The organism is Ruegeria sp. HKCCD7181 (assembly GCF_057221055.1).
Window position 1 is genome coordinate 34,856 of the sequence record NZ_JBWVBC010000011.1, and the last position, 23,605, is coordinate 58,460.

The window sequence follows — 23,605 nt, forward strand, 5'->3', positions numbered from 1 at the left end:
TGTAACGAATTCTTCACCCGAAATTACTCAGGCGTCGTTTGGAAAACTGAATCTGATCATGTCCCTGAGTTTTTCGGTCATTTCGACCAAAACAATTTACCCATCGCAATCATGGCACGAGCAAGAACTTGCGAAATTCACCAGTAAACCAAAACTCACTTCCAAACTTGGCTGATGATCAGCGCGCAAATAATCAAGTGATCTTGTTTTTTTGCTGCGCCGGCGAGACACCATATTGGGACTTATACAATCGCGAAAAATGCGCGGGATCGTTAAAGCCACAAGCAAGACCAACTTCGATTACCGAAAATTCAGTTTGCAGCAATAGCTTATTGGCTCGATCCAGCCGCATCTTCAAATAGTGTTTTTTTGGAGTGGCGCCTAGAAATTTGGCAAATAAGCGCTCAAGTTGGCGTGTGGAAATCCCAATTTGTCCAGCAATCGAAGAGGGTGAAACCGGTGTTTCAATGGTTTTGCGCATTATCCTTATTGCTTTGTCGATGTGAGAATTACGAATGCCTATTCGCGTCTGATATGAAACACGTTGCTCTGCGGAACAACCGCGTACAGAATTGTAGACCATTTGATCAGCGACTGTTGTTGCCAAGTCTGGTCCGTGATCCTGTTCTATCACATGTAGCATATAGTCTGCGGTTGCCGTACCACCAGCTGCTGTTGGGTGTTTTGTATCGTCAACAAAAACCGTTTCAACGAGGTCTACCTCGGGAAATTTTTCTTTGAAACCTTCGTGGTATTCCCAGTGGATTGCCGCAGGGCGGCCGTCCAAAAAACCGGCTTCGGCCAAAATCCATGTACCTGAGCATAGCGCGCCGACCGGTATCCCGTGTGCTCTTTCCCGACGCAGTGCCGCTATGAGTGTCCGGGAAGCCCGCGCACTCATAGATTGGCTCGCCAGCACGAACAGCCTGTCGCAGGAGGGCAGATTGTCAAATCTCGAATGGACTGCCAATTCGAAACCGCTCAAGCAGGTTGCAGAGGCACCGCTTTCGGAAGCGAGGCTATAGCTATACAGGTTTTCTCCACTGATCCTGTTAGCAAGTCGCAATGGCTCAATCGCACAAGAAAAGGCGAGATGGGAAAACCCGTCGACAAGCAAAAAGCAAAATCGCTGACTTTTTTCTTCACTTTTCAAAGCGACTGGGACCTCCGAGCCTCACCTTATGATGGGCGCAAACAAAAAACCTGGTTTAGCCTGCCAAATTGACCGACTTTTGGAACATGTCTACCTTGCCGCGTCATTTGTTTTCGTGACTTGGGAGTGACCCAATTGTTCTTTACGCATTTTCTCTAGTTTCAATCCAAGTCAGACTTCGCACACCCTCAACCTGTTTCAGACATCACCCGAAAGATGCGACCGGTACACCAAATCTGGCCTCATCCGGGGTCACACCAAGGCCAGTTCCAGTCGGTCGCTTGATGTAGCCTCCTTCAATTCGGATGCCGTTTTCCTCGTCGTAGTTTCCGTCGATATAGGGAGCGGCAAGCCAAACACCTTCACAGAGGTCGGGACGCACTGTGGCGCCTATTTGAGTGCATGCTGCTGCGATGATATCGCCCCCCCAACTGTCGTCGCAAGTATGCGGCAGGCTACGTGCTTCGCAGATATCGCGGAACGCACGCATATTCTGCAAACCGCCTATTCGAGTGACCTTCATACCGAACCCATCCACCAGACCTGTCCCTGCTGCGGATATCACTGTGTTTAGGTCTACGCCGTTTTCATCCATATAGATTCCGTGCTGAATCTGTGGGCGGATTTTTTCAAGTTCCTGAATGGTATTGCAGGGTTGCTCCATAACAAAGGGAACGTCCGGGCATTCGCGGCTGACCCTCAGCGCATCGCGGGTTGGCCATCCGCGGTTTCCGTCCACCGCAATGCGCATTCCGGTGCCTTTTACGACTTCCCACACCTTTCGAATTGTCTCGATGTCAATTTCGACCGGACGACCTCCGACTTTAACCTGAAGGCGGGGAAATCCTTCGGCGAGCTTTTCTTTTGCAAGCAGAGCAATGTCATCCGGCGCTCCGACGCCAGTTGCATAATAGGATGGAATGCGGTCGTTCATCGCACCTCCCAATAGGTCTGCCACACTCACCCCGAGCGATTTCCCAATCAGGTCATGTGCTGCAATGTCGATCGCTGCCTTGGCGTAGTTGTGCCCATTCAGGATTGAATCCATCTTTCGCCCAAGTGCTACAGGCCAGAGGTCGGCACCTAACAGCCCCGCGGCCAGAACCTTTAGCGCGGCCCGCGCACCTTCTGCATGCGCTTCGGCGTAGGTCGAACCGATGGGGCAGGTCTCCCCCCAGCCTACTTTGCCATTATCAGCCACCAGTTTCACAAGAGTGGTATCAAGCGTATCAACCGCACCACTGGCCATTACGTAGGGACCGTTCTTGACGGGAAGTCCATGGGAATAGATGTGAATTTCTTTGATTTTCATCGCGCGCAACCTGGTTTTCGAGTGCCTTTCAAGGACGGCACAGGTTTCCTTATTTTGAGACTTCGCTTCTGTTCTTGATGCGGTTAATCATGGCGAAAAACGGTCCGGGCTGAAGGCCTGGATATCGATGTGCCGCGCACGACCTGCGATTTCCGCCGCGACGAGGCGTGCTGTTGTGGCGCCCAGCGTCAGGCCCAACTGGCCATGACCAGTGGCAAAAGTTACGTTTGCCAAGTGTGCGCTGCGACCAATGATGGGCCTTGTGTCCGGCGTAAAGGGGCGGCGGCCCATGCGACGCTCAGCCCTGCTTGCGTTCAGTCCCGGCAGCACCCGATGTGCGCGTTTGACCAGAACTTCAGCGCGTTTCCAGTTTGGTGTGGCATTGAGGCTTGCAAACTCGATGGTTCCAGCCACAGCCAGCGCGCCGTCATAGGGGGTAATGCCAAAGCCACCCTTGGGGTAGAATACGGTGTGGGTCAGATCCGCACCCGCGTCGCTGAGCGCGGTAGAGTACCCGATCAACCCTTCAAGATGCAGAGGCACGCCCATACCTTTGGCCAGTGCCCGCGAATGCGTCCCCGCTGCCAGAATGATCTCAGTGCCGCTCAGCTCTCGACCGTCGGCGAGACGTACGGCGCGAATTTCGCGCCCCTCGCGTTTGACCCCGACCGCAGTCCCATTTTCGACCGTGCCGCCTCGGGCGCGGAATGCTTGATGCAGTGCTTCGACCAATCGCTTGGGATCAGTGATATAGCTCCAATCCCTGAGCACGGCCGCATGTTTGAAATCGGGCGCGATGGCCGGTTCTATTTCATGCGCCTCTGGACCGGAAATCTCGTCGATGGTGCAGCCGAGGTCGCGTGCAAGACCAAAGGCAGCGCCCATAGTGGCCTTGTCTTGATCATCGTCAAACAGCTTGAGAACAGGGCGTTCCACCAAAAGCTCGGGCGCACCGATATCGACCAGCTGCGCCCTGAAATCCTCGGTGGCGGAAAACGTCAGCCGCGCGAGGTCGGCAGCGATAGCGCGCATCTTGCTGGGGCGAGCGTTGAGGGCGAACCGCGTCACCCAGGGTAGGATACTTGGCAAAGAGGCGGGACGCATGGCCAACGGTGCCTCGGGACTCAGCAGCCAGCCGGGCACCTTGGTCAACATGCCGGGTTGTGACAGCGGCACGATTTCACCTACCGCAATGCAGCCGCACGAAGCCCAACTGGCGCCTTCTCCTACCGGGCCGGGCTCGATCACGGTGACGCTATGCCCCTCGGCCTGCAACGCAAGCGCGCAGGATATTCCAACGATGCCCCCGCCGATCACCAACACATCAACCATCGCCTCTTGCCTTTCTTCAACCCTGAAAGCCGAGCTGTTCAAGTAAATCCGTGCTGGCGGCGACCCCGTCCCGTTCTGCGCGAGCACGGTCAGACAGCCGGTTGTCACCAGGCACAAAGGCGGTACCGTTGCCTTCGATTTCCGCGCATATGCGGGTGACGTACTCACCAAACTGGCCGTTGCCGAATTTTGTCGGATCAATGACGATCAGCGTGGCACCGCCTTTGATGTTAAGAGCGCCGTGGGACAAACGTTCGTCATTGTCGACGGATAGCGTGCCACCAGCGAGCGCTGCGCCAAGAACTTCGACCAGAAATGCGATGGATGCGCCCTTGTGTTCACCGAAGGGCAGCAAGCTACCGGTTTCCAGAATGGCGTTGGGATCAGTGGTCTCGTTCCCATCCGGGTCAATGCCGCCTGGCCGCGGCAAGTCGTGACCTTCTGCTGCGGCCATTTTCACGTCCATTAGTGCAACAACTGAGGCTGCCTGATCCCAGACCACTGGTGCGGCCCCATCCCGCGGACAGGCAAAGGCCATCGGGTTTGTACCGAACACAGGGCGCACGCCACCTTTGGGCACGACCATTGACAGCGAATTGATGACAGCGATTGCGACCAGCCCAGCTTCGGCCAATGGTTCTACGTCAAAGCGCAGACCTGACAGATGGTGACAATTGGCACAGGTAAAGGATGCGATACCGTTTTCGCGGGCCATGTCGATCAGTTGTTTGTGGGCCTGCCGGGCAGCAATTTGATAATAACCATTGTCGCCATCACCGCGCAGTACACCGGGGGCCAGGCGTTTTATTGTTGGGTTGGCGATGGGATTGGCATAGCCCGAGGTGAAACTCTGCTCGTAGACTGGCAACATGCGCAGGCCGTGGCTGCGCGGGCCATCGCGTTCCGACAATGTGACAATGTCGGCTAGAACTGCGCTGCCTTCCTTATTCATTCCCGCCTTCACAAGGACAGAGGTGGCAAGGTCTCGGACCTCGTCGAGTGAGAGCGTTTTCGTCGAGATATTAGTCATGGACCATCCCTGTCCTTGTATAGGGGTCGGTGGCGCAAGCGCCCCTTATTGGTGTCAAGCCGCGTCGGGGCGGTATTCCATCCGTTTTTTTTCGACAAACTCGTCGAGGGTTCCTCGGATGTCGTGGTCCATGGGTGGTTGGACGTAATTATCGAGCATCCGCTGCGCCTCTTCGGTGCCGACCATTTCGGCGGTTTTCGAGCCTTCTGCCTCCCACTGTTCAAAACTGTCGTTGTTTTGAAGCGGGTTCATGTGCATCGGGTTTTCGCGGGTGTGGTCGGTGCCCAGGAAGTGGCCGCCGGGGCCGATGTTTTCGATGTCGGCCAGCAGGGCGTCGAGGTTTTCCGCTTGCAGCCCCGAGAAGAAACGGTGGAAGTTTTCCAGCTGTCGGGTGTCCTGCACCCATTTCGAATAGCTTACCCCCAGCGCGCCTTCGAGGAATCCGGCCGAGTGCACGATATAATTGGCCCCGCCCAAAAGCACCGGCCACATGGTGTTGGCGGTGTCGAAAGCGGCCTGCATGTCTGGCGATTTTGACCCGGTCCACATGGTGCAGGTGCGCCAGGGCACCCCGTAGTGACGGGCCATCTGACCCACCAGCAGGTTCATGAGACCCGGTTCTGGCGAACCCATCATCGGTGCACCGGTCTTCATCGAGACGCCCATGATCGCCACGCCCAGCACCATTGGTGCGCCACGGCGGATGATCTGGCTATAGGCCATGCCAGCGAGCGATTCCGCGATCAACAACGCGACACCGCCTTGCGGGCTGGCAGGCGTGGACGCGCCAGCAAGAACAAAGGGCGACAAAAGGCAAGGCTGGTTGGCCTTGGCGTAAACGCGCAGGCTTTCCAGCATGGTTTCGTCCCAAACCAGCGGTGTGTTGCAGTTCAGCAGAGCTGCAAGCACCACATTGTTGTCGACAAACTCTTCGCCAAAAACGATGCGCACCATCTCGACCGTGTCCATCGCCGCCTGTTCCGACAGCACAGACCCCTTGATCGGCTTATCGGTCAGGGTCAGCGCCGCATGTACCAGATCCAGATGGCGCTCCGGGACCGGGACGTCCTGCGGTTCGACCGGCAGGATGCCCGGAACCATCATCGACTGACTCATCTGGCTCATCTTGAAGAAGTTATGGGCATCCTCGAGCATCGACGGACGGCGTTTACCGTCCAGATCATAGACGAAAGGGGCGCCATATGCGTTGGCAAAAACCGAGTTTCGGTTGCCCACGCGCAACGAGCGGTCGGGGTTGCGCGCTGCGTAACCCCATTCCGACGGCACGGTCGAAATCAGGTCCATAAGCATGTCGCGACCGATACGCACCCGTTCGCCCTGAACATCGGCGCCGTATTTCTTCCAGTCGGCCAGGGCGACCGGGTCGCGGAACTCGATGCCCGTCGTTTCCAGAATGGTCATGGCCGCGTTGTGGATTCTCTCGACCCCTTCGGGACCGAGAAGATCGATCGGGCCGACCTGACAGTTCAGGTGCGGCAGGTAGACAGGGGGCGGGTTGGTCCGGGCACTGACCCGTGCGGCGCGGCCGCCTCGTGCTTTTCTTTCAGCCATGTGACTTACCTCTGATCAGGCGCGCGCGCGGGCGCTGGAAGGATCGACAGCGCAGATGTCGATGACCTCTGCGTCACGCATTTCGTTGTGGACCTGCACCTGCATCCTGGTCCCCGGTGCGGTCATGCCTTGCGGCACCAGCGCCATGGCGATGTCGTGGTAGCAGTAGTACGAGAACCCGCCCGAAGTGACGCGCCCGATCAGCTTGCCGTCTGCATAGACGCCTTCATCGAACATCACCGAGGTGTCGCAGAAGGGCAGTTTCAGTGTGACCAACGTATGATGATCGCCCGCCTTTTTCTGCTCCAGCAGGGCCTCTTTGCCGATGAAGTCACGCTCGGTGAATTCGCCATTGATCTTTTCGCGGTAGGCCACGAAACGATCCAGATCGGCCTCAAGCGGGGTCATGTCCTTGCAGATCTCGCGATTGATCGCGCGATAGGATTTCTCAAGCCGCATGGATTCCAGCGCTTCCAAACCAAAGGGCTTCACACCCGCTTTCAGCAGCAGATCGACGAGGTGACGGTTGTAGCCGACCGGGTGGTGCAGTTCCCAACCCAACTCGCCGGTATAGGAGACGCGCAAAAGGTGCACATCCTTGGCGTAACCCACTTCGCCCATCTGCGCCGACAACCACGGGAAGGCCTCGTTCGACAGGTCGTTGTCGGTCAGGGGTTGCAGGATCTCACGCGATTTCGGCCCGGCCAGCCCGATCACGCCTAGTTGCTCCGAAATATCCTCGATCGCAACCGAGCCGTCCTTGGGTACCAGACGTTGCAGCTGATCCCAGTTGTAGGCGCGCCAGTTCGGGGTCGAGATCAGATAGAAATCATCCTCGGCATAGCGCACGATGGTGTATTCCGCGTCCATGCCGCCCTTCTCGTTCAGCATCAGTGACAGCGTCATGCGGCCCACCTTGGGCAGCTTGTTGGCCATGATGCGGTCGAGCCACGCAGCTGCCCCGGGGCCGCGCACGATGAACTTGGTCATGGGCGACATTTCGATGAACCCGGCCTCCTCACGGGTGCGTCGGACCTCTTCCTGCACCAGCTCCATGTGGTCGGTGCGTCGGAATGAATGCTCGGGGATCGCCTCTTCCGGTGATTTGGCGAACCAGCGTGGGAATTCATAGCCGTTGAAACTGGTCCAGACCGCGCCCTGTGCGGTCAGCAGGTCGTAACTGCCCATGGTCTTCATCGGGCGCGCCGAGGGACGGTCTTCGCCTGGTACGTGGGCGTGCATGTGCACTCCCCAGGCTTCGCGCACCTTGTCCATGGTCCAGCGCTTGGAGGCGTAGTCGGAGAAACGACGCGGGTCGAGTTCGGACATGTCCATGCCCGGATCGCCATTGACGATCCAGCGCGCAAGACGTTCCCCCACGGTGCCACCCCACAGGATGCCACCGGGCATGCCCTCGGCCAGCCACAGGTTGTCATGGCCCGGCGCGGGACCTGCCAGCGGCAGCTCGTCGGGGGTCATCTGGAACGGCCCGCGCGTGTTGGCCTTGATGCCCACTTCACCCAGCGCCGGGACGCGCTCAAGCGCACGTTCCCATTGGGTTTCCACTGCTTCGAAATCCTCGGGCAGCAGGTCGGCACCGAAATCGGGTGGCACCCGGTCTTCGGCAAAAAGCTTCAGGTCCTTTTCGAACTCGTACGGGCCGAACTGGATGCCGCCCACGTCCTCACGCAGGTAAGCGCCATAATCTTCGTCACGCAGGATCGGGAATTCTGGCAGGCCCTGCTTTTTGCGCTCCAAAAGAAGCGGCACGTGATCCGTGGTCCAGTATTGGTGGACGATCGGAATGCAGGGCAGGTCTAGGCCAACCCGGCGAGCGTTTTCACGGGCATAGTTGCCGGTGGCAAAGATCAGATGCTCGCAGGTGATCTCGCCTTGGTTGGTGGTCACCTTCCAATGACCGTTCTCCAGCTTTTCATAGGATTGGGCTTCGGTATTCTGATAGACCTGGGCGCCTGCATCGCGCGCCAGCTTGGCCATCGCCATGGTGATATCGGCCGGGTTCACATAGCCGTCTTCCGTGTGCAGGATCCCGCCGCGAATGCTCTCTGACTGGTTGAGAAGCGGATGAATCTCGGCAATCTCTTCCGGCGTCACCAGCTTGCACGGTACCCCGGCGGCTTCGGCGATAGAAATATAGGACTGAAACTCATCCCAGCGCTTTTCGGTGTTGGCGACCCGCAGCTGCCCGACCTTGCGCAAACCCACCGAGTTGCCGATCTTTTTCTCGACCTCTGTGTAGATGCGGATGGTTTCCATCGTCATCTTCGAGACATTGTGCGAACGCACGAAGGTCACCAAAAGACCCGCCGCGTGCCAGGTCGAACCAGAGGTCAAGGTGGTGCGTTCCAGCATCACCGCGTCCGAGCAACCATGTTCCGTAAGACCGTAGAGGATAGATGCTCCAACGCACCCTCCGCCAACAACCACAACTCTCGAATGTGACTTCATCGTGTTTTTCCTTCAGGAATGCCGGTGGGCGGCATCGTCGTTTAGTGTTTCCGTTTTTGCCGCGTTAAGGGCGACCGCCCTGTTTTTGAGTTCGGTCAACTTTTCCTCTGGGACGGATTGGGGCCGGATTGGAGTAACACTCATAACCAGCGGGCTCCTTTTCGCGCACCAGATCTCGAATCAGGCTATTCTGTATCAATTGGCTCATCACACAATTGCAAAAAAATTCAGCATGAATTATTTGAAGTAACCCAAACCTTCCTGTTTGTACTGAAAAGCGGTCAAACTGGAAAATGTCATGCGAGAATAAATTGTCCAACGGCCGCCGTTCTCACCCATATGACCTGCCTCCAATGACTGCATTGGTCAGCTTCGAAGCTGCAGCGCGTAATGTCAGTTTCAAGGCAGCCGCCAACGAGCTCAATGTCACGTCCGCTGCGATCAGCCATCAGATCAAGGCGCTAGAACAAGAGTTGCAATGCAGCCTGTTTCACCGTTTCCATCGCGGAGTCGAACTGTCGGAAAGTGGGGCATATTTGCTCGTAGCGCTGCAACGTGGCTTTGAGGGGATCAATGAAGCGATTGGACAACTGCGCGCTCAGCACGGGCGTAGTTCGGTCACCATACGATCTACAACCGCCGTCAGTTCACTCTGGCTGACTCCAAGGTTGGCGCAATTCTGGAAGCGCCACCCCCACATTTCTGTGGCGCAGGTGGTGAGCGACCTGAACACAAACGCGGCGGATTGCGACCTAAGCATTCATTATGGTCGAATGGATGAAGATTCGAGCAACTGTCGTGCCCTGTTTCATGATCGGATAATGGTTCTTGGCAGCCCACGATTTGCCCGTGAGCATAAGCCTGCCAGCGTCGAGGACCTGGCGCGCATTCCGCTCATCCATCTCGATGCAGCTGAATCCGGCTGGACGGATTGGCAAGCTTGGGCAAACGCATTGGGCCAATCCCTTCAACTGCGATCTGGGCACCGTGTGAACAACTACGTGATTGCGCTTCAAGCAGCGCGAGATGACATGGGTGCCGTGCTCGGCTGGGAAGGATTGACCTCGGAATTGGTTGCCTCAGGCAAGCTGGTTAAGCTGTTACCAGAAACCGTGTCGTCGCCTTTGGATTTTTACGTCAAGTTACACAATCAAGCGTCTGATCGAACGAGGGTTCTATTCAGGTGGTTGTCAGAGACCGCGGGTCGGGATTCAGGCAGTAATTCCAAGTAACACTTCACCACTTCGCACGGGTCGGCGTATCCATTGAATTTAGGTGGGGCGATATGCTTGAGCTTAGATAGGGTTGGTTGCCGTTTTTTGGCGTCGATTTGTATTTCGCATCCTTCAGATGCCTAAATCGTGTTCTTAACGCATTGATACCAAATACTTATTAATCAGCGCCGAGCGCAGATTGAAAAACAATTTCTGAGGGTTCATTCGAACGCACAGGTTTAGGGTGTTGTATTACTTTTTTAAGCCTAAAGACCGGAGAAAACATCGTTTGCGTGAGAATTCACGCATGGCCGATGCTGTCGTTGTCAATGACCCTTGGAGCGCCGACAAGTGAGCGGCGAAGTATGCCCCCCAAAAAGTAACCTCTGTGAGCTCCATCTCAAACAGCGGAAATGAGGTGCCGACTAGCCCAGAAGTTGTCCCGCCGCCGGTACCAGGTGAGGTGTGCGTTTCGCCGCGGGCCGCTGTTTTCTTTGCAAAAAAACGGACCTAAATGCACGTTATGGTAACAAAAACAGAGCCATCGGCAATGCGACAATCATTGACGGAACCGATGATCTCCTAGCGGACGGTATACCTGACATCGCTTTTCCAGACACCTCCATGCGCTCTCAAACAATCAAGGAGCGGATAACTGTGACTGGATCTTCGCGGGCGGTGAATACGTACCCCAAGAGCGCGTCAATTTCCTCTGCTGCACAACTAGTGCCCCGGGCACACCGTCGAACAAACCACTCTATCGTGGGAGCGCCAGAACCGGACTTTGAGAAAGAGCCTTGCTCAAACTGGGTAAAAGTACAGGGAGAAGAAAAGTGAAAACGACGAAAGTAAAAACAAGTGCGCCGATAGGTGATACACCAAAATTCGGAAGTCTGCCCGAAGCAGATAAAGAATTTGCAGTCAATGCTCTCAAGAAAGGTGCAAACCGGCGGCAAGTTATGGGCTGGTTGATATCGATGGGGGCAACAATTGCGACGGCCGGCACCATTGTAACCGGCGCCACCAATGCTATTGCCGCCACGCCCAAACTTGGTGGACGCGTCCAGTTTGCCAACAACGGCGGAAGTCCATCGGACACATTGGATCCCATTCTACAAAACGGGGCCCAAGACTACTCGCGCGCAAAAGCGATGTATAACGGCCTTTGCCGGTTGAATGATGATTTGACCGCCTCGCCTGAGCTTGCAGGCTTCATTCGAAGCCAATGCAGACGCGATGGAATGGGTATTCAAGCTCCGCAAGGATGTTGAGTTTCACGACGGATCCAAACTCACCGCAGACGAAGTTGTTGCCTCCATGTCTCGCCATTTGGGTGAGGAAAGCAAATACCTAGCCAATTCGCTGGTGAAGGATGTTGATGAATGGATCAAGGTCGATAACCATACAGTTAAAGCATAGCTGAATTCGCCAAACGCCGAACTGCCTATTATCCTAGGCACTTACCACATCAAGGTGCACAAGGCAGACGAAACCGAGTTCCAAACACCTGTCGGGACCGGGCCCTTCATTTCGAGAGAATTCAAACCAGGAATTCGTTCTGTTCAGACCCGCAATGACAATTATTGGGAAAATGGCGGGCCCTATTTTGAGGAGTTCGAAGTTTTCAGCATCGAAGACCCGGTTGCCCGTGTAAACGCACTTATTTCTGGCGACATTCAGGCAATGGCAGATCTCGATCCGAAATCCGTAGAACAGATAAAGGCCGCGGAAGATGTTGAACCGGTACTGCCATTTGTGGACGGCCCCGATTTTGCAAGAGTTTTGTTAGTGCCTGAGATTTTAGCTAGCCCTCATTTGTCCGACCTGTTTACGCGGTGCATATGCCCGCTGGCCTTGATGAAGTCCGCAGACCGGATCCCTATCAAGTTGACGGGCTGCTACGCCCTGGCAATACCACGGGGTGTTCCGATTGAGGCTGCATTGATCATCATCACTTCGATTGCTCTTGCAAAATCGGGGCCGTCCACAAATGGCAGTACCCCTCGCTACACTAAAACTGCAGAAGGCTTCTTGGGATCCAACATCATCACGCAATTCCACCATTGGCTCTGCTGATTACCATCAAAACCTAGCCACCTGCGCAGTGCAAATATACTCACAGTACATAACTTCTTTAACTAAGTTCACTTCGAGCCGGAAGCAGTGGAAAATCTGCGAAAGAAACAGGGTAGCTGCGTGCTTCCAGTTGCAGCCCCCTTTCGATAGGCTGCAGACCCATGCAATAGCCTGCCAATGTGGAGCTGAATGGTAGAACAAACCAGAATTACGATCTTAGTGCTGCCTGAGTTCAACCTCTTCACCACGCTCGGCTTTGTTGATCCTTTCCGGATCTGCAACCTGCGCTCCGAGCGGGAAGTTTTTGCGTGGGAGTTTGTCTCACTTGACGGCGGGCAAGTGAAGGCCTCCAGCGGGGTTCTAGTTGAGACCTGTGCGATTGACGGGTTGGACGTTCGGCCAGATATTATGATCCTTTCCGCGAGCCTTGTGCCGCACCATTTTCCTGCTGACAGGCTCCGTCCGCTGCTGACCCGGTGGCTGTCGCGTGGTACCCGTTTGGTCAGCATCAGTTCGGGCGGTTTCATCCTCGGCGCTCTCGGGCTTTTGGACGGCAAGCAGGCGACCGTTCATTACGACTTCTTGGCGCCCTTTGCTGAGATGTTCCCCAAAGTGCAGGTCACCGCCGCGGGCTTTACGGCCGACGGCAATATTATGACCAGCTCGGGCGGGCTGGCGACAATTGACCTTGCTCTCGACCTTCTGGCATCAATTTCGGGCCAACGCATCGCGGATGAAGTAGCCCGTACCGTACTTCACGGCGGGCTGCCGGGCAGCAACAAACAACAAGACCCGCTGGGCGAACAGCAATTGCAGCAGTCGCTTCCAACGGCGTTGCAGACGGTGGTTGCACTGATGCGAGACAACATCGAAACACCCCTGAGCATCGAAACGCTTTGCCAGCACGCGGGCCTGTCCCGTCGCCGGATAGAGGAATTGTTTTCCGAACGCGCAGGAATGACCCCAAAGGTCTACTACCTCACCCTGCGGCTGAACAAAGCGAAAGATCTTGTGGCAGAGACCACAATGTCCTTCGCGGAAATTTCCGCGGCCTGCGGCTATTCCAGTGCATCAAAGTTTTCCGCGGCTTATAGAAAGAAGTTCGGCCGCTCTCCAACCGGTGACCGCGCCAGTGCCCGGCGCAGCCACCTGTTGCACAGCGGCCGGTGGAACTGAAGCCGAAGCTTCAGCCGAAGACAGCAATAGCTTCGCCCAGAACCTCGAGGATCGGACGGGTGCCGAAATCAGGAAGATCGGGCGCGGAGACAAAGCGGCCCTCGCGGCGGGTTGGTCACGGATTCCTTCTTTATCCCCACTGGCATCAGTGTGCACCGCAGTTTTAGTGCAAAAATTTTGTCCGTTCGCGCTCGAAAACTCTGCTGTCGAAGGAGTATAGACAAGGCAATTGAGGCTGTATGAAAAGTGTTATTGCGCGGCTCTCAGGGTTCCATTTCTGCTGTGTAACATTCCCAGAGAATGAACGCATTTGAGCGTGTGTGGCGGTACGAGATTGCGGTGAGTTGGTATCGGCGAAGACGGAAGATTAAGTTGATCCGGTCATGCGCAGACAGAAACCTCTGGGCGTACCACCGCTTTGCACTGCGCGCCGCATGTTGGTCGGATTTCGGCAGGTCTGCAAAACTCGTGGGAACCGCGAGTTCTAGACCCTGAAGACAGACGGCAGAGCGACCGTCTTCCGAGGCGAGGCGAATGCGATAAAGCTCCTGCCCGCTGACATGATTGGCCAGGCGCAGCGGCTCGACCGCGCAAGAAAAGGCCATATGAGAAAAGCCCTTGAGGAGCAGAAATCAAAAATATTCGCACATGGCTTGCCTCTTTCGTCGCTCCTTGCGGGCGGCGGTTGGAGTCATTCCGATACCGCCGGCCGTAAGAGATCAGAGCATCATGCCCTATTCGGTGTCATGACTGGGCCTGCGGCGGCAGCAGAACCAACTGGCCGGTGTGGGATTTCGCCAGGAAATCCTCCTGCGCCCGAGCGATGTCCTTCAGCGCGTAGGTTTGGGCGACCAGCGGGCGGATTTCTCCGGCTTCGATATACTTCACCAGATTGGCAAAGACCTCGTCCTCTTGGAAGGTGCACCCGAAAAGGGTCAAGTCCTTGAGGTAGAGAGTACGGATGTCGATCTCGCAGATCGGCCCTGCGATAGCCCCGGCGGTGGCATAACGTCCGCCACGCCGCAGCACGTCCAGCAAACTTCCCCAGCCGGGACCGGCAACAAGGTCGATCACAACGTCGACGCTGCCTTCGCCCAGTTCAGCCACAAGATCGGCGTTGCGATCCAGCACCTTATCGGCGCCAAGCGCGCGGACTGCCTCTGCTTTGGCCGGAGAGCAGAGCGCAATAACTGTCGCGCCGCGCCGCTTGGCCAACTGCACCGCAGCCGACCCCACGCCACCCGACGCCCCAGTGATCAGAACTGTTTCAGCCTTCAATTGCGCCCGGTGGAGCATATTTTCAGCGGTAGAATAGGCGCAGGGGATCGCCGCCAATTCCGCATCCTCCCAGTCGCACGCAACGGTATGTGTCTCGCGGGCGGGTGCAACTGTGAACTGTGCGAAACCGCCGTCGCATTCACTACCAATCGTCCAGCACTCGTAGGGGCGGTAGTCCACATAAGTCCGCAGCATGTTGCGCACGATCACCCGCTCGCCGATCCGGGTCGGATCCACGCCTTCGCCTACCGTGGCCACATAGCCGCAGACATCGGCCCCCTGGATGCGCGGGAAGGTCAGCGGCGTGCCAGACCAGCTGGCATCATTATCGTTCAATGTGTCATAGCCGCCCGCACCGCCCGAGTCGGTGTCACTGGTCACGGCCTTGGAATACCAACCGATGCGGGTGTTGATATCGGTGTTGTTCACACCGGCGGCAGTGACCTGAATCAGGACTTCTCCCGGTCCGGGGCGGGGTACAGGTACATCCGTGCGGTACTCAAGTTTTTCCAGACCGCCGTGCCCGGTCAGCTGGACCGCATGCATCGTTTCAGGGATCATTTCTTTTCCTTCTTAGAATGAGGCCACAGGGGCGCCAAAGAGACTGTCGTCCCGCACAACGCCTAGCCGGGCGCCGGATGTACCGTCTTCGGCAATCAGCTTCACAAGGGTCGTATCCAAAGACCAGACCGTGCCGCTCGCCATCGTGTAAGGGCCGTCCCGGACCGGCAGGTCATGGGCGTAGATATGACTCTCTTTGATTTTCATACGGCTGTCTCTTCAAGCCGTCGGCATGCGGCGTTCAATCATCTCTGCAAACCAGGAACAGCCATAGGGAATGGCCTCATCATTGAAGTTGTATTCCGGATGGTGCAGCGCCGCCCCGTCGCCGATACCCATGAACAGGAAGGCACCGGGGCGTTCCTCCAGCATGTAAGAGAAATCCTCGGATCCCATAAGCAACGGCAACTCAGTGTATTGACCACTGACGATTTCCGCCATCTGCGCGGCGTGGCCGACTTCTTCGGCGGTATTGATGGATGCCGGATAGCCCAACGGCATATCCAGCGTCACGGTGCCGCCGAACATGGCGGCAGTGCCTTCGGCCAGTTCCCTAATGCGTTGGCGGGCCACAGCGCGGGTCTCGCGTGACATGGTACGCAGGGTACCTTTGACGGTGATCTTCTGCGGGATCACGTTCGTCGCCTTCGACGAGCTTTCGATCGAGGTGATTGACAGCACTATCGGGTCTACCGGATCGATGTTGCGCGCCGGAATGGTCTGGAGCGCCAGCACCATGTGGCAGGCGATCATCATGGTGTCGACCGACTTGTGCGGCTCTGAGGCGTGGCCCCCCTTGCCCTCCAGATAGATCTCAAACGAATCCCCCGCGGCCGTAACCGGCCCTGTTCGCGAACGGAACTCCCCCAAGGGGAAGCCCGGCATATTGTGGATCGCGTAGACCTCCTGGATGTTCCAACGGTCCATCATGCCATCCTGCACCATCTTCTCGCCGCCGCCGCCGCCTTCTTCGGCGGGTTGAAAGATCATTACTGCGGTGCCGTCGAAGTTGCGGGTTTCGGCCAGATATTTCGCAGCTCCCAGCAACATCGCCGTGTGGCCGTCATGACCGCAAGCGTGCATCTTGCCTTCGTGGATAGAGGCATAGTCCACTCCGGTCTCCTCTGGAATCGGCAGTGCATCCATGTCGGCGCGCAGGCCAATGACCATGTCAGAGCTGTTCGAATTGCCCTTTATAACAGCAACAACGCCGGTTTCGCCAATGCCTTCGACCACTTCGTCGCAGCCGAATTCGCGCAGCTTTTTGGCGACGATGCCTGCGGTGCGGTAGACCTCGAAGCCCAGTTCCGGGTGCTTGTGGAAGTCCTGCCGCCAGGCAGTGATTTCATCGTGCAATTCGGCAAATCTGTTTTTCACAGGCATTATCAGGAACTCCAAAAAACCGGCACGCCCAAAGTGTGGTGCCGTTTCTTCAACCGCGGCGGATCAGACCGCTTTCAATCCATAATGTACCCTTTTGCCGAACCAGATTTCCCGCTGCCCCAATTGCGCTGACAAGTTTCCTTTTTAGGAAAAAATTCACCTCAGCCCAGCGGAAACAGGAACCATCTGAAAACGTCGGCAGTGCGGTGTTTCACCTTCGTCACAAGAGCGCAGATCAATGAAACGCGCCGCAAGAAATGCTCCGGATTCTTAATTCGAGCACCCATTTTGGGGTAAATTTTCGCGCAAAAAGGGTAGATAGAACAGCTTATCCCCGCCCCTATTAAGAGGGACCCGGCATGCGGGAGGCTCTTAATCATAGGGCTTCCGGTGCCACACAGCAGACCATAGGGAGCAAGCAGAATGACTATTAAACCTGGGAAAGACATCTCCAGCAGTATCCGCTTTGGGGACATGGGCGAGGCGGACCGGGAGTTTGCCGGTCGGTCCTTGAAACAAGGCGCATCGCGGCGTCAGGTAATGGGCTGGCTGATGGCGATGGGCGCAACGGCCGCCAGCGCTGGTTCTATTGTTGCCAGTGCCACTGAAGCCGTGGCCGCAACGCCCAAGCGCGGCGGCAAGATTCGTGCGGCCTTTGCCCAGCACGGCCCGGCTGACACGCTGGACCCGATCCTGCAGAACGGATCGATCGACTATATCCGGGGGCGCCTGCACTTTAACAGCCTGACCCGCATGCAGGACGACCTGACTGCCGGACCGGAGCTGGCGCATAGCTTCGAAGCCAACCAGGGAGCCACCGAATGGACCTTCCAGTTGCGCGACGACGTGGAGTTCCACGATGGCTCCAAACTGACCGCTGACGATGTGATCTATTCGATGAATCGCCACATGGGCGACGAAAGTAAATCTCTTGCCGCAATCTTGGTAAAACCGGTCTCTGAATGGGTGAAGGTTGACCAACACACGGTCAAAGCCGTGCTGAGCGAACCGCAGGCGGAGTTGCCGATCATTCTGGCAACCTACCACTTCAAGATCATCAAAGACGGCACCACCGATTTCTCGACCGCAAACGGCACCGGTCCTTTCAAGTTGAAGGAATTTGTCCCCGGCGTGCGCTCGGTTGCGGTGCGCAACGACAATTACTGGGGGTCCGAAGGCCCCTATCTGGACGAGATCGAAACGTTCGGCATCACCGATCCCGTTGCCCGCGTCAATGCGCTGATCAATGGCGACGTCCAGATCATGACCAATCTGGACACCAAGTCCGTGCCCCAGATTGAGGCCGCCGCCGGTGTCGAGCCTTATGTTGTAAGCTCGGGCCAGTATATCGGCATTGCTGCGCGCTACGACAACAGCCCGGCCGGCGGCACTAAGGAGCATTACAATTTCCTCAAGGGTCTGAAGCACCTGCAGCGCCGCGACCGAATCCTACAGGTTGCGAGCGGCGGGCTTGGCGATATCGGCAACGATCAGCCCATTGGTCCCGCCTACGGCGCGTCCTGGTGCAAAGAGATCAACGACCCGGTCATGCACCCCTATGATCTCGATAAAGCCAAGCACTACTTCAAGAAAGCAGGGATAACCGGTGCTGAGTTGAATGTCGCGGAAGTCAGCGCAGGCCTCACGGATATGGCTGTCATCCTTCAGCGCGAAGCGGCCAAGGCCGGGTTTGACCTGCAGCTGAAACGTGTGCCAGTCGATGGCTTCTGGGGTGCTGTCTGGAATAAAGAGCCGCTGTTCGTGACGAACTGGAACGCACGCCCGACCGCCAACATCATGATGTCGCTGGGCAATATCTCGGACGCGAAGTGGAATGAATCCGCCTGGAAGAACGAGACGTTCGATAAGCTCCTGATAGAATCGCGGGGCGTCACCGATCCTGCCAAACGCTATGAGATGAACTGCGAACTGCAGCGTCTGTGTGCGGATGGCTCCGGCTCGGTCATTCCGGCGCATATTCCTTACAAGGATGCCGTTGCCTCAAACGTTCGCGGCCTGACCAAGGTGCCGCTCGGCCCGGTTGGCGGCAACGAATGGCCCGAGTTCGCCTGGCTGGACAGCTGAACCTGTTGAAAATCCGATCGGTCGCAGGAGAGTCCTGCGACCGTCTTTATCCGCGCCGCCAGCGGCATGGATGATCTATTTTAGGTCAGGGAAATGTTTGGACTGATATTGAAACGAATAGGCATTGCCGCCCTTCTTGTCTGGGTTGTGTCGGTGCTGATCTTCATCGCAACCCAGATTCTGCCGGGCGACGCTGCCGAAATCCGGCTAGGCCAACAGGCCACTGCGGAAAACCTGGCGGCGCTGCGAGCAGAACTGGGGTTGGATCGGCCTCTGGCCCTACAATATCTTGGCTGGCTGGGTAACCTTCTGACCGGAGATCTAGGCATTTCCCAAGCCGGCGGGGCGACCGTTTCCAGCCTTATCGCCAACCGGATCGGCAATACGGCCTTCATGGCACTGGTGGTTTCAATGATCGCCATTCCGCTGTCCGTATCCTTAGGCCTGATCGCGGCAATGAACCCCGGCGGGCGGATTGACCGTCTGGTGACGCTCACCACCCTCGGGCTGATCTCGGTGCCTGACTTTCTGATCGCCACGATCCTGATCTTCGTGCTGGCGATTCAACTGGGGCTGACGCCTGCGGTGAGCTATCTCAGCGGCACCGAAGGGTTTTGGCAATCTCTCTACGTTCTGTCACTGCCGATCTTGACGCTGGTGATCGTAGTTTCTGCCCAGATGGTCCGGATGACCCGCGCGGGTGTGCTGAACGTCATGGGCTCTCCTTACATCGAGATGGCGATCCTCAAGGGTATTCCGCGCAGACGTATCGTATTGCGCCACGCGCTGCTGAATGCCGTCGGGCCAATCGTGAACGTAATTGCCCTAAATCTGGCCTATCTGGTGTCCGGCGTGGTGATCGTCGAAACGATCTTTGCCTATCCGGGTCTGGCGAAACTGATGGTTGATGGGGTGCTGTCGCGCGATCTGCCTCTGGTTCAGGCCTGCGCGATGATCTTCTGCGTCTCGTACATCGTCCTCATCCTGATCGCCGATATGGCTTCCATCTTATCCAACCCGCGTTTGAGGCATCCGAAATGACCCAACCGACACGTACAGACGATGCAGCGCAATTCGGTGATCTACCCGATGCACCGCCCAAAAAACGCATCCGCCTTTCTCATTCCAGTAAGGTCTGCGCAGGTATCCTGCTGGGCTTTGTCTTCCTGATGATCTTTGGCCCGATGATTGCTCCTTACGATCAGGCCTATTTCATTGAAGAGACCCTGACTGGCGAGTTCATTCTGGACCCGGGCTATCGCCCACCCAATGAACAAGCCTGGCTGGGAACCGATTATCTTGGCCGCGATACGCTGTCCCGGCTGATCTTCGGCGCAAGAACAACTATTGGTATTTCCCTGGCCGCCACAGTGCTGGCCTACCTGATCGGAATTACCCTGGGAATTGGCGCCGCTGTGGCCGGCGGCTGGACCGACTCCATCCTCAGCCGTGCCGATGATGCGGTGCTGGCCTTCCCCAGTATCATGCTGGCGCTTGTCATGATTGCTGCAATCGGATCATCGATCCCGCTGCTGATCGTTCTGGGCGGGGTGGTCTATGCCGCCGCCGTGTTCCGCATCGCCCGCGCGCTGGCGCTGGACATCATGGTGCAGGACTTTGTCGAGGCTGCCCGCGCCCGCGGCGAAGGGTTGTGGTGGATCATCACTCGCGAGGTGCTGCCCAACGCAATCATGCCACTGGCCACCGACTTTGGCCTGCGGTTGGTCTTTGTAATCCTTTTCGTCACCAGCCTCAGCTTCCTTGGGCTGGGTGTGCGTCCGCCCCTTGCCGAATGGGGCACAATGATGCGCGAGAACATGACTGGCCTCGGCAATGGGTTCTGGAACGGTGGCATCGCCTGTCTAGCGCCGGCTGCCGCCATCGCGATCCTGACCATTTCGATCAACCTGATCGTGGATGACATTTCCGCCCAAAGCGGCGGTGCATTGGCGGAGAAGATGACATGAACGAACTGCTGTTTCAGGTCATAGACCTTAAAATCGAAGCACGGCCGTTCGGGGTGCCGCCAGTTCCGATTGTTAAAGGTGTCTCCTTTGATGTGCCCGCAGGTCAGGTCGTGGCGCTGATCGGCGAGTCCGGGTCGGGCAAGACTACCATTTCGCTGTCCTCGCTTGGTTACACCAAACCGGGGCTGCATTTTGCCGGCGGCAAAGCGCTGCTGCGCGGTACCGACATGTTAACGGTCGAGAGCGAAGAGCGCCGCCTGATGCGCGGGAAGCACGTGGCTTATCTGGCACAATCCGCGGCGGCTACATTCAATCCCTCGCTGAAAATCGGCGAGCAGGTCACCGAAAGCGTGATGCTGCACGGCACCATGACCCAGGAAGAGGCCGACGCCCGCGCACTGGAGCTTTACCGCGCGCTGGAACTTCCTAACCCGGAGGGCATTGGCGAGCGCTACCCGCATCAGGTCTCTGGCGGGCAGTTGCAAAGGCTGATGGCTGCCATGGCACTCGTGGAAAAGCCTGACCTCCTGGTTTTGGACGAGCCGACGACCGCGCTGGACGTCACCACGCAGATCGAGGTTTTGAAGGCCTTCAAAAAAGTGATCCACGAGGAAGGTTCGGCGGCGATCTACGTGACCCACGACTTGGCCGTTGTGGCACAGATCGCTGACCATATCGTCGTGCTGTATGGCGGCGAAGTGATGGAACAGGGGCCGGTTGAACAGATCATCAACAACCCGCGCCACCCCTATACGAAAAAGCTGATGGCCGCTGCGCATCCAATGCCGGAGTCAAAGGACAGCGCAAATGACTCAGGCGGAGGAGACGAGGATTCTCTCGATGTGAAAGCCGTCACTGCGGGATATGGCGCGATCACCGACCACCAGCCGCAGTTCCCGGTTCTCAAGGACATCAATGTCACTGTCGGACGTGGCAAGGCGGTCGGAGTAATCGGAGAATCCGGCTGCGGCAAGTCCACCTTGGCGCGGGTAATCGCCGGGCTGCTGCCTGCAGCGGATGGTACGGTTTCGCTCTCGGGCAGGCAGCTGCCCGCTGACCTGAAAAACCGCAGCCGAGAAGAACTGCGCCGGGTACAGTTCGTCTTCCAGATGGCCGATACCGCGCTGAACCCGCATCAGACCATCGGCGAAATCATCGGCCGCCCGCTGAAATTTTATGCCGGCCTGAATGCCCGTCAGCGCAAGCAGCGGGTGGGAGAGATACTTGAAATGGTGGAGTTGCCGCCCAGTTTCGCCAACCGCCTTCCAGGAGAGTTGTCGGGCGGGCAGAAACAGCGGATCAACCTGGCCCGCGCCCTGGCGGCGGATCCGGAGGTCATTCTCTGCGACGAGGTGACCTCGGCGCTGGATACGATAGTGGGCGCATCGGTGATCAAGCTGCTGTCGGGCTTGCGCGAAAAAACCGGAGTGTCCTTCGTCTTCATCAGTCACGATCTCAGCACCGTGGCGTCCTTTGCGGAAGAAATCGTGGTTTTGTACGCCGGACGGGTGGTAGAAAAGGGGCCGGTCGCCCAGGTTCTGGCACCGCCCTTCCACCCCTATACCAAGCTTTTGATCGGCTCGGTCCCCGAAATGCGCACCGGTTGGTTGGAAGACACCATGGCGTCGCGTGAAAGCCAGGCGGGCATTTCCGGGGGAGTTGACCTCAACGCGGCGGGCTGCCCGTTCTTTGCGCGCTGCCCGTTGGCGATCCCAGGCACCTGTGACAGCACCGTGCCGCCGGAACGGGCAACAGGCCCCGGACATGCAATTGCCTGCCACCTCCAGGCGGAGGACTTGAACGGCCTCGCCTCCAACCTACAAGAAAGCACCGAGATCGCATGAAAATTACCCGTATCAGCATCTACCAGATCGATGTCCCGATCGAGCCCTTCAAGATCTCCCATGGGCGGGTCATGGAGAACTTCGATGAGACCATCGTCCGGGTCGAGACAGACTCCGGGATCGAAGGCTGGGGCGACAGTGTACCCTGGGGGTCAAATTTCATTCCGGCCTTTGCTGCTGGCGCGCGTGCAGGCCTAATGGAGCTAGCCCCCGGGCTTATAGGCAAAGACCCCCGCATGACCGGAGCCATCAACGAGCTGATGGACGCGGAAATGACCGGGCAGCCCTATGTCAAAACCGCGCTGGATGTGGCGTGCTGGGACATTCTGGGGCATGCCTTGAACACGCCGCTGTACATGCTTCTGGGCGGCAAGCTTACGCCCAAACTGGGATGTTACGGGTCGGCTCCGCCCACGGTTGGCCCCGAACTGGCCGAAGCGATAGAACGGCTGCGAGATGAAGGCCACAAGCGGTTCTCGTCAAAGTCCAGCGGCGACCCGGAAGCAGATATCGAATACCTGCGCACCATTGGTGAATTGATGCGCCCCGGTGAGTCCCTGAAATATGACGCCAATGCCGGCTGGCGCGTGGATGAAGCGTTGCGGATCGCCCGCATGGCGGGGCAGGTGGATGTCCTGTTCGAACAACCTTGTGCCACCTACGAAGAATGCCGCGACGTGCGCCGCAGCAGTGGCGTACCGCTGATCCTGGATGAAAGTGCCTCCGACCTGAATGTTGTGCTGCGCGCCAAGGCAGACGGGGTGCTGGACGGGCTGAACCTGAAGCTGGCCAAAGTCGGCGGTGTTTCCAAGATGCGGGTGATCCGTGATGTCTGCTCGGCGCTTAAGGTGCCGATGGACCTGCAGGATTCCTCCTGGAGCGAGTTGGCCTGCGCTGTGGTTGCCCACATGGGTCAGGCGACCCCGTCGCGCAGCTTGATGACAGCCCTGATGCCGATGGGAATAAAGAAGGAAACCGTGACCAACCCCCCGCGCCGCGAGGGCCGTTTTGTCTCCGCGCCTGATCTTCCCGGCATCGGCACCCGTCCGATCCTTGAGGTTCTGGGCGAACCGATTGCGGTATTCAGCTGAGGTTTCGGCTGCAGCTCCACCGGCCGCTGTGAAACAGGTGACTGCGCCGGGCGCTGGCGCGG

Annotated in this window: 19 protein-coding genes and 1 pseudogene; 10 read left to right on the forward strand and 10 right to left on the reverse strand. The window is 57.4% G+C overall.

Going from position 1 to position 23,605, the window contains the following annotated elements:
• Positions 1-193: 193 nt before the first annotated feature.
• From AC2TCY_RS18740 to AC2TCY_RS18765, 6 genes are all read right to left on the reverse strand, one after another.
• Complete coding sequence (locus AC2TCY_RS18740; RefSeq protein WP_480849701.1) at positions 194-1,153, reverse strand: GlxA family transcriptional regulator; 960 nt, start codon at positions 1,151-1,153, stop codon at positions 194-196.
• A 205-nt stretch (positions 1,154-1,358) separates the two neighbouring features.
• A complete protein-coding gene (locus AC2TCY_RS18745; RefSeq protein WP_480849703.1) occupies positions 1,359-2,465 on the reverse strand; it encodes a mandelate racemase/muconate lactonizing enzyme family protein in 1,107 nt (368 codons plus the stop codon).
• An 87-nt stretch (positions 2,466-2,552) separates the two neighbouring features.
• On the reverse strand, positions 2,553-3,797 hold the full coding sequence (locus AC2TCY_RS18750) for an NAD(P)/FAD-dependent oxidoreductase (RefSeq protein ID WP_480849705.1): 1,245 nt from the start codon (positions 3,795-3,797) through the stop codon (positions 2,553-2,555).
• 16 nt (positions 3,798-3,813) lie between these two features.
• A complete protein-coding gene (locus AC2TCY_RS18755) occupies positions 3,814-4,827 on the reverse strand; it encodes an Ldh family oxidoreductase (RefSeq protein WP_480849707.1) in 1,014 nt (337 codons plus the stop codon).
• Positions 4,828-4,881: 54 nt separating this feature from the next.
• Positions 4,882-6,399 carry a trimethylamine methyltransferase family protein gene (locus AC2TCY_RS18760; protein WP_480849709.1) on the reverse strand — a complete coding sequence of 506 codons (1,518 nt, stop codon included), beginning with the start codon at positions 6,397-6,399 and terminating at the stop codon, positions 4,882-4,884.
• A 15-nt stretch (positions 6,400-6,414) separates the two neighbouring features.
• Positions 6,415-8,868 (reverse strand): GcvT family protein, encoded by a 2,454-nt coding sequence (locus AC2TCY_RS18765; RefSeq protein WP_480849711.1) that lies wholly within the window; start codon positions 8,866-8,868, stop codon positions 6,415-6,417.
• A 353-nt stretch (positions 8,869-9,221) separates the two neighbouring features.
• Between AC2TCY_RS18765 and AC2TCY_RS18770 the strand changes: the two genes are divergently transcribed.
• From AC2TCY_RS18770 to AC2TCY_RS18790, 5 genes and pseudogenes are all read left to right on the forward strand, one after another.
• Positions 9,222-10,100, forward strand: coding sequence for a LysR substrate-binding domain-containing protein (locus AC2TCY_RS18770; protein WP_480849713.1), 879 nt, complete (start codon positions 9,222-9,224; stop codon positions 10,098-10,100).
• 815 nt (positions 10,101-10,915) lie between these two features.
• Complete coding sequence (locus AC2TCY_RS18775) at positions 10,916-11,353, forward strand: hypothetical protein (protein WP_480849715.1); 438 nt, start codon at positions 10,916-10,918, stop codon at positions 11,351-11,353.
• Positions 11,319-11,765 (forward strand): annotated as a pseudogene (locus AC2TCY_RS18780) (ABC transporter substrate-binding protein); the annotation flags it as partial. The gene AC2TCY_RS18775 and the pseudogene AC2TCY_RS18780, both read left to right, overlap by 35 nt.
• Positions 11,766-12,158, forward strand: coding sequence for a hypothetical protein (locus AC2TCY_RS18785; RefSeq protein WP_480849931.1), 393 nt, complete (start codon positions 11,766-11,768; stop codon positions 12,156-12,158).
• A 189-nt stretch (positions 12,159-12,347) separates the two neighbouring features.
• Positions 12,348-13,334 carry a GlxA family transcriptional regulator gene (locus tag AC2TCY_RS18790; RefSeq protein WP_480849717.1) on the forward strand — a complete coding sequence of 329 codons (987 nt, stop codon included), beginning with the start codon at positions 12,348-12,350 and terminating at the stop codon, positions 13,332-13,334.
• 263 nt (positions 13,335-13,597) lie between these two features.
• Here AC2TCY_RS18790 and AC2TCY_RS18795 read toward each other — a convergent pair whose 3' ends face one another.
• From AC2TCY_RS18795 to AC2TCY_RS18810, 4 genes are all read right to left on the reverse strand, one after another.
• Entirely contained in the window at positions 13,598-13,939 is a 342-nt protein-coding gene (locus tag AC2TCY_RS18795) for a hypothetical protein (protein ID WP_480849719.1), read from the reverse strand.
• A gap of 139 nt (positions 13,940-14,078) precedes the next feature.
• On the reverse strand, positions 14,079-15,173 hold the full coding sequence (locus AC2TCY_RS18800; protein ID WP_480849721.1) for an alcohol dehydrogenase family protein: 1,095 nt from the start codon (positions 15,171-15,173) through the stop codon (positions 14,079-14,081).
• Positions 15,174-15,185: 12 nt separating this feature from the next.
• On the reverse strand, positions 15,186-15,380 hold the full coding sequence (locus AC2TCY_RS18805; protein WP_480849723.1) for a hypothetical protein: 195 nt from the start codon (positions 15,378-15,380) through the stop codon (positions 15,186-15,188).
• Between the two features lie 12 nt (positions 15,381-15,392).
• A complete protein-coding gene (locus AC2TCY_RS18810; protein WP_480849725.1) occupies positions 15,393-16,556 on the reverse strand; it encodes a M20 aminoacylase family protein in 1,164 nt (387 codons plus the stop codon).
• Positions 16,557-16,979: 423 nt separating this feature from the next.
• On the opposite strand from AC2TCY_RS18810, the gene AC2TCY_RS18815 reads away from it, so the two are divergent.
• The 5 genes from AC2TCY_RS18815 to AC2TCY_RS18835 all read left to right on the forward strand — a co-directional run bounded on the left by AC2TCY_RS18815 (position 16,980) and on the right by AC2TCY_RS18835 (position 23,543).
• Entirely contained in the window at positions 16,980-18,641 is a 1,662-nt protein-coding gene (locus AC2TCY_RS18815; protein ID WP_480849726.1) for an ABC transporter substrate-binding protein, read from the forward strand.
• A 93-nt stretch (positions 18,642-18,734) separates the two neighbouring features.
• Positions 18,735-19,682 carry an ABC transporter permease gene (locus tag AC2TCY_RS18820; protein ID WP_480849728.1) on the forward strand — a complete coding sequence of 316 codons (948 nt, stop codon included), beginning with the start codon at positions 18,735-18,737 and terminating at the stop codon, positions 19,680-19,682.
• Positions 19,679-20,608, forward strand: a complete 930-nt coding sequence (locus tag AC2TCY_RS18825; protein WP_480849730.1) for an ABC transporter permease — start codon at positions 19,679-19,681, stop codon at positions 20,606-20,608. Before AC2TCY_RS18820 ends, AC2TCY_RS18825 begins: the two co-directional genes overlap by 4 nt.
• Positions 20,605-22,452, forward strand: coding sequence for an ABC transporter ATP-binding protein (locus AC2TCY_RS18830; RefSeq protein WP_480849732.1), 1,848 nt, complete (start codon positions 20,605-20,607; stop codon positions 22,450-22,452). The genes AC2TCY_RS18825 and AC2TCY_RS18830 overlap by 4 nt, the downstream gene beginning before the upstream one ends.
• Positions 22,449-23,543, forward strand: a complete 1,095-nt coding sequence (locus AC2TCY_RS18835; RefSeq protein ID WP_480849734.1) for a mandelate racemase/muconate lactonizing enzyme family protein — start codon at positions 22,449-22,451, stop codon at positions 23,541-23,543. Before AC2TCY_RS18830 ends, AC2TCY_RS18835 begins: the two co-directional genes overlap by 4 nt.
• Positions 23,544-23,605 lie beyond the last annotated feature (62 nt).

Bases quoted from the DNA above. Each gene is read 5' to 3' on its own strand.
- AC2TCY_RS18820 (WP_480849728.1), top strand. From the start codon at position 18,735: ATGTTTGGACTGATATTGAAACGAATAGGCATTGCCGCCCTTCTTGTC.
- AC2TCY_RS18825 (WP_480849730.1), top strand. From the start codon at position 19,679: ATGACCCAACCGACACGTACAGACGATGCAGCGCAATTCGGTGATCTA.
- AC2TCY_RS18835 (WP_480849734.1), top strand. From the start codon at position 22,449: ATGAAAATTACCCGTATCAGCATCTACCAGATCGATGTCCCGATCGAG.
- AC2TCY_RS18770 (WP_480849713.1), top strand. From the start codon at position 9,222: ATGACTGCATTGGTCAGCTTCGAAGCTGCAGCGCGTAATGTCAGTTTC.
- AC2TCY_RS18750 (WP_480849705.1), bottom strand. From the start codon at position 3,797: ATGGTTGATGTGTTGGTGATCGGCGGGGGCATCGTTGGAATATCCTGC.
- AC2TCY_RS18815 (WP_480849726.1), top strand. From the start codon at position 16,980: ATGACTATTAAACCTGGGAAAGACATCTCCAGCAGTATCCGCTTTGGG.
- AC2TCY_RS18800 (WP_480849721.1), bottom strand. From the start codon at position 15,173: ATGATCCCTGAAACGATGCATGCGGTCCAGCTGACCGGGCACGGCGGT.
- AC2TCY_RS18795 (WP_480849719.1), bottom strand. From the start codon at position 13,939: ATGGCCTTTTCTTGCGCGGTCGAGCCGCTGCGCCTGGCCAATCATGTC.
- AC2TCY_RS18830 (WP_480849732.1), top strand. From the start codon at position 20,605: ATGAACGAACTGCTGTTTCAGGTCATAGACCTTAAAATCGAAGCACGG.
- AC2TCY_RS18810 (WP_480849725.1), bottom strand. From the start codon at position 16,556: ATGCCTGTGAAAAACAGATTTGCCGAATTGCACGATGAAATCACTGCC.
- AC2TCY_RS18765 (WP_480849711.1), bottom strand. From the start codon at position 8,868: ATGAAGTCACATTCGAGAGTTGTGGTTGTTGGCGGAGGGTGCGTTGGA.
- AC2TCY_RS18805 (WP_480849723.1), bottom strand. From the start codon at position 15,380: ATGAAAATCAAAGAGAGTCATATCTACGCCCATGACCTGCCGGTCCGG.
- AC2TCY_RS18745 (WP_480849703.1), bottom strand. From the start codon at position 2,465: ATGAAAATCAAAGAAATTCACATCTATTCCCATGGACTTCCCGTCAAG.
- AC2TCY_RS18785 (WP_480849931.1), top strand. From the start codon at position 11,766: ATGGCAGATCTCGATCCGAAATCCGTAGAACAGATAAAGGCCGCGGAA.
- AC2TCY_RS18790 (WP_480849717.1), top strand. From the start codon at position 12,348: ATGGTAGAACAAACCAGAATTACGATCTTAGTGCTGCCTGAGTTCAAC.
- AC2TCY_RS18755 (WP_480849707.1), bottom strand. From the start codon at position 4,827: ATGACTAATATCTCGACGAAAACGCTCTCACTCGACGAGGTCCGAGAC.
- AC2TCY_RS18760 (WP_480849709.1), bottom strand. From the start codon at position 6,399: ATGGCTGAAAGAAAAGCACGAGGCGGCCGCGCCGCACGGGTCAGTGCC.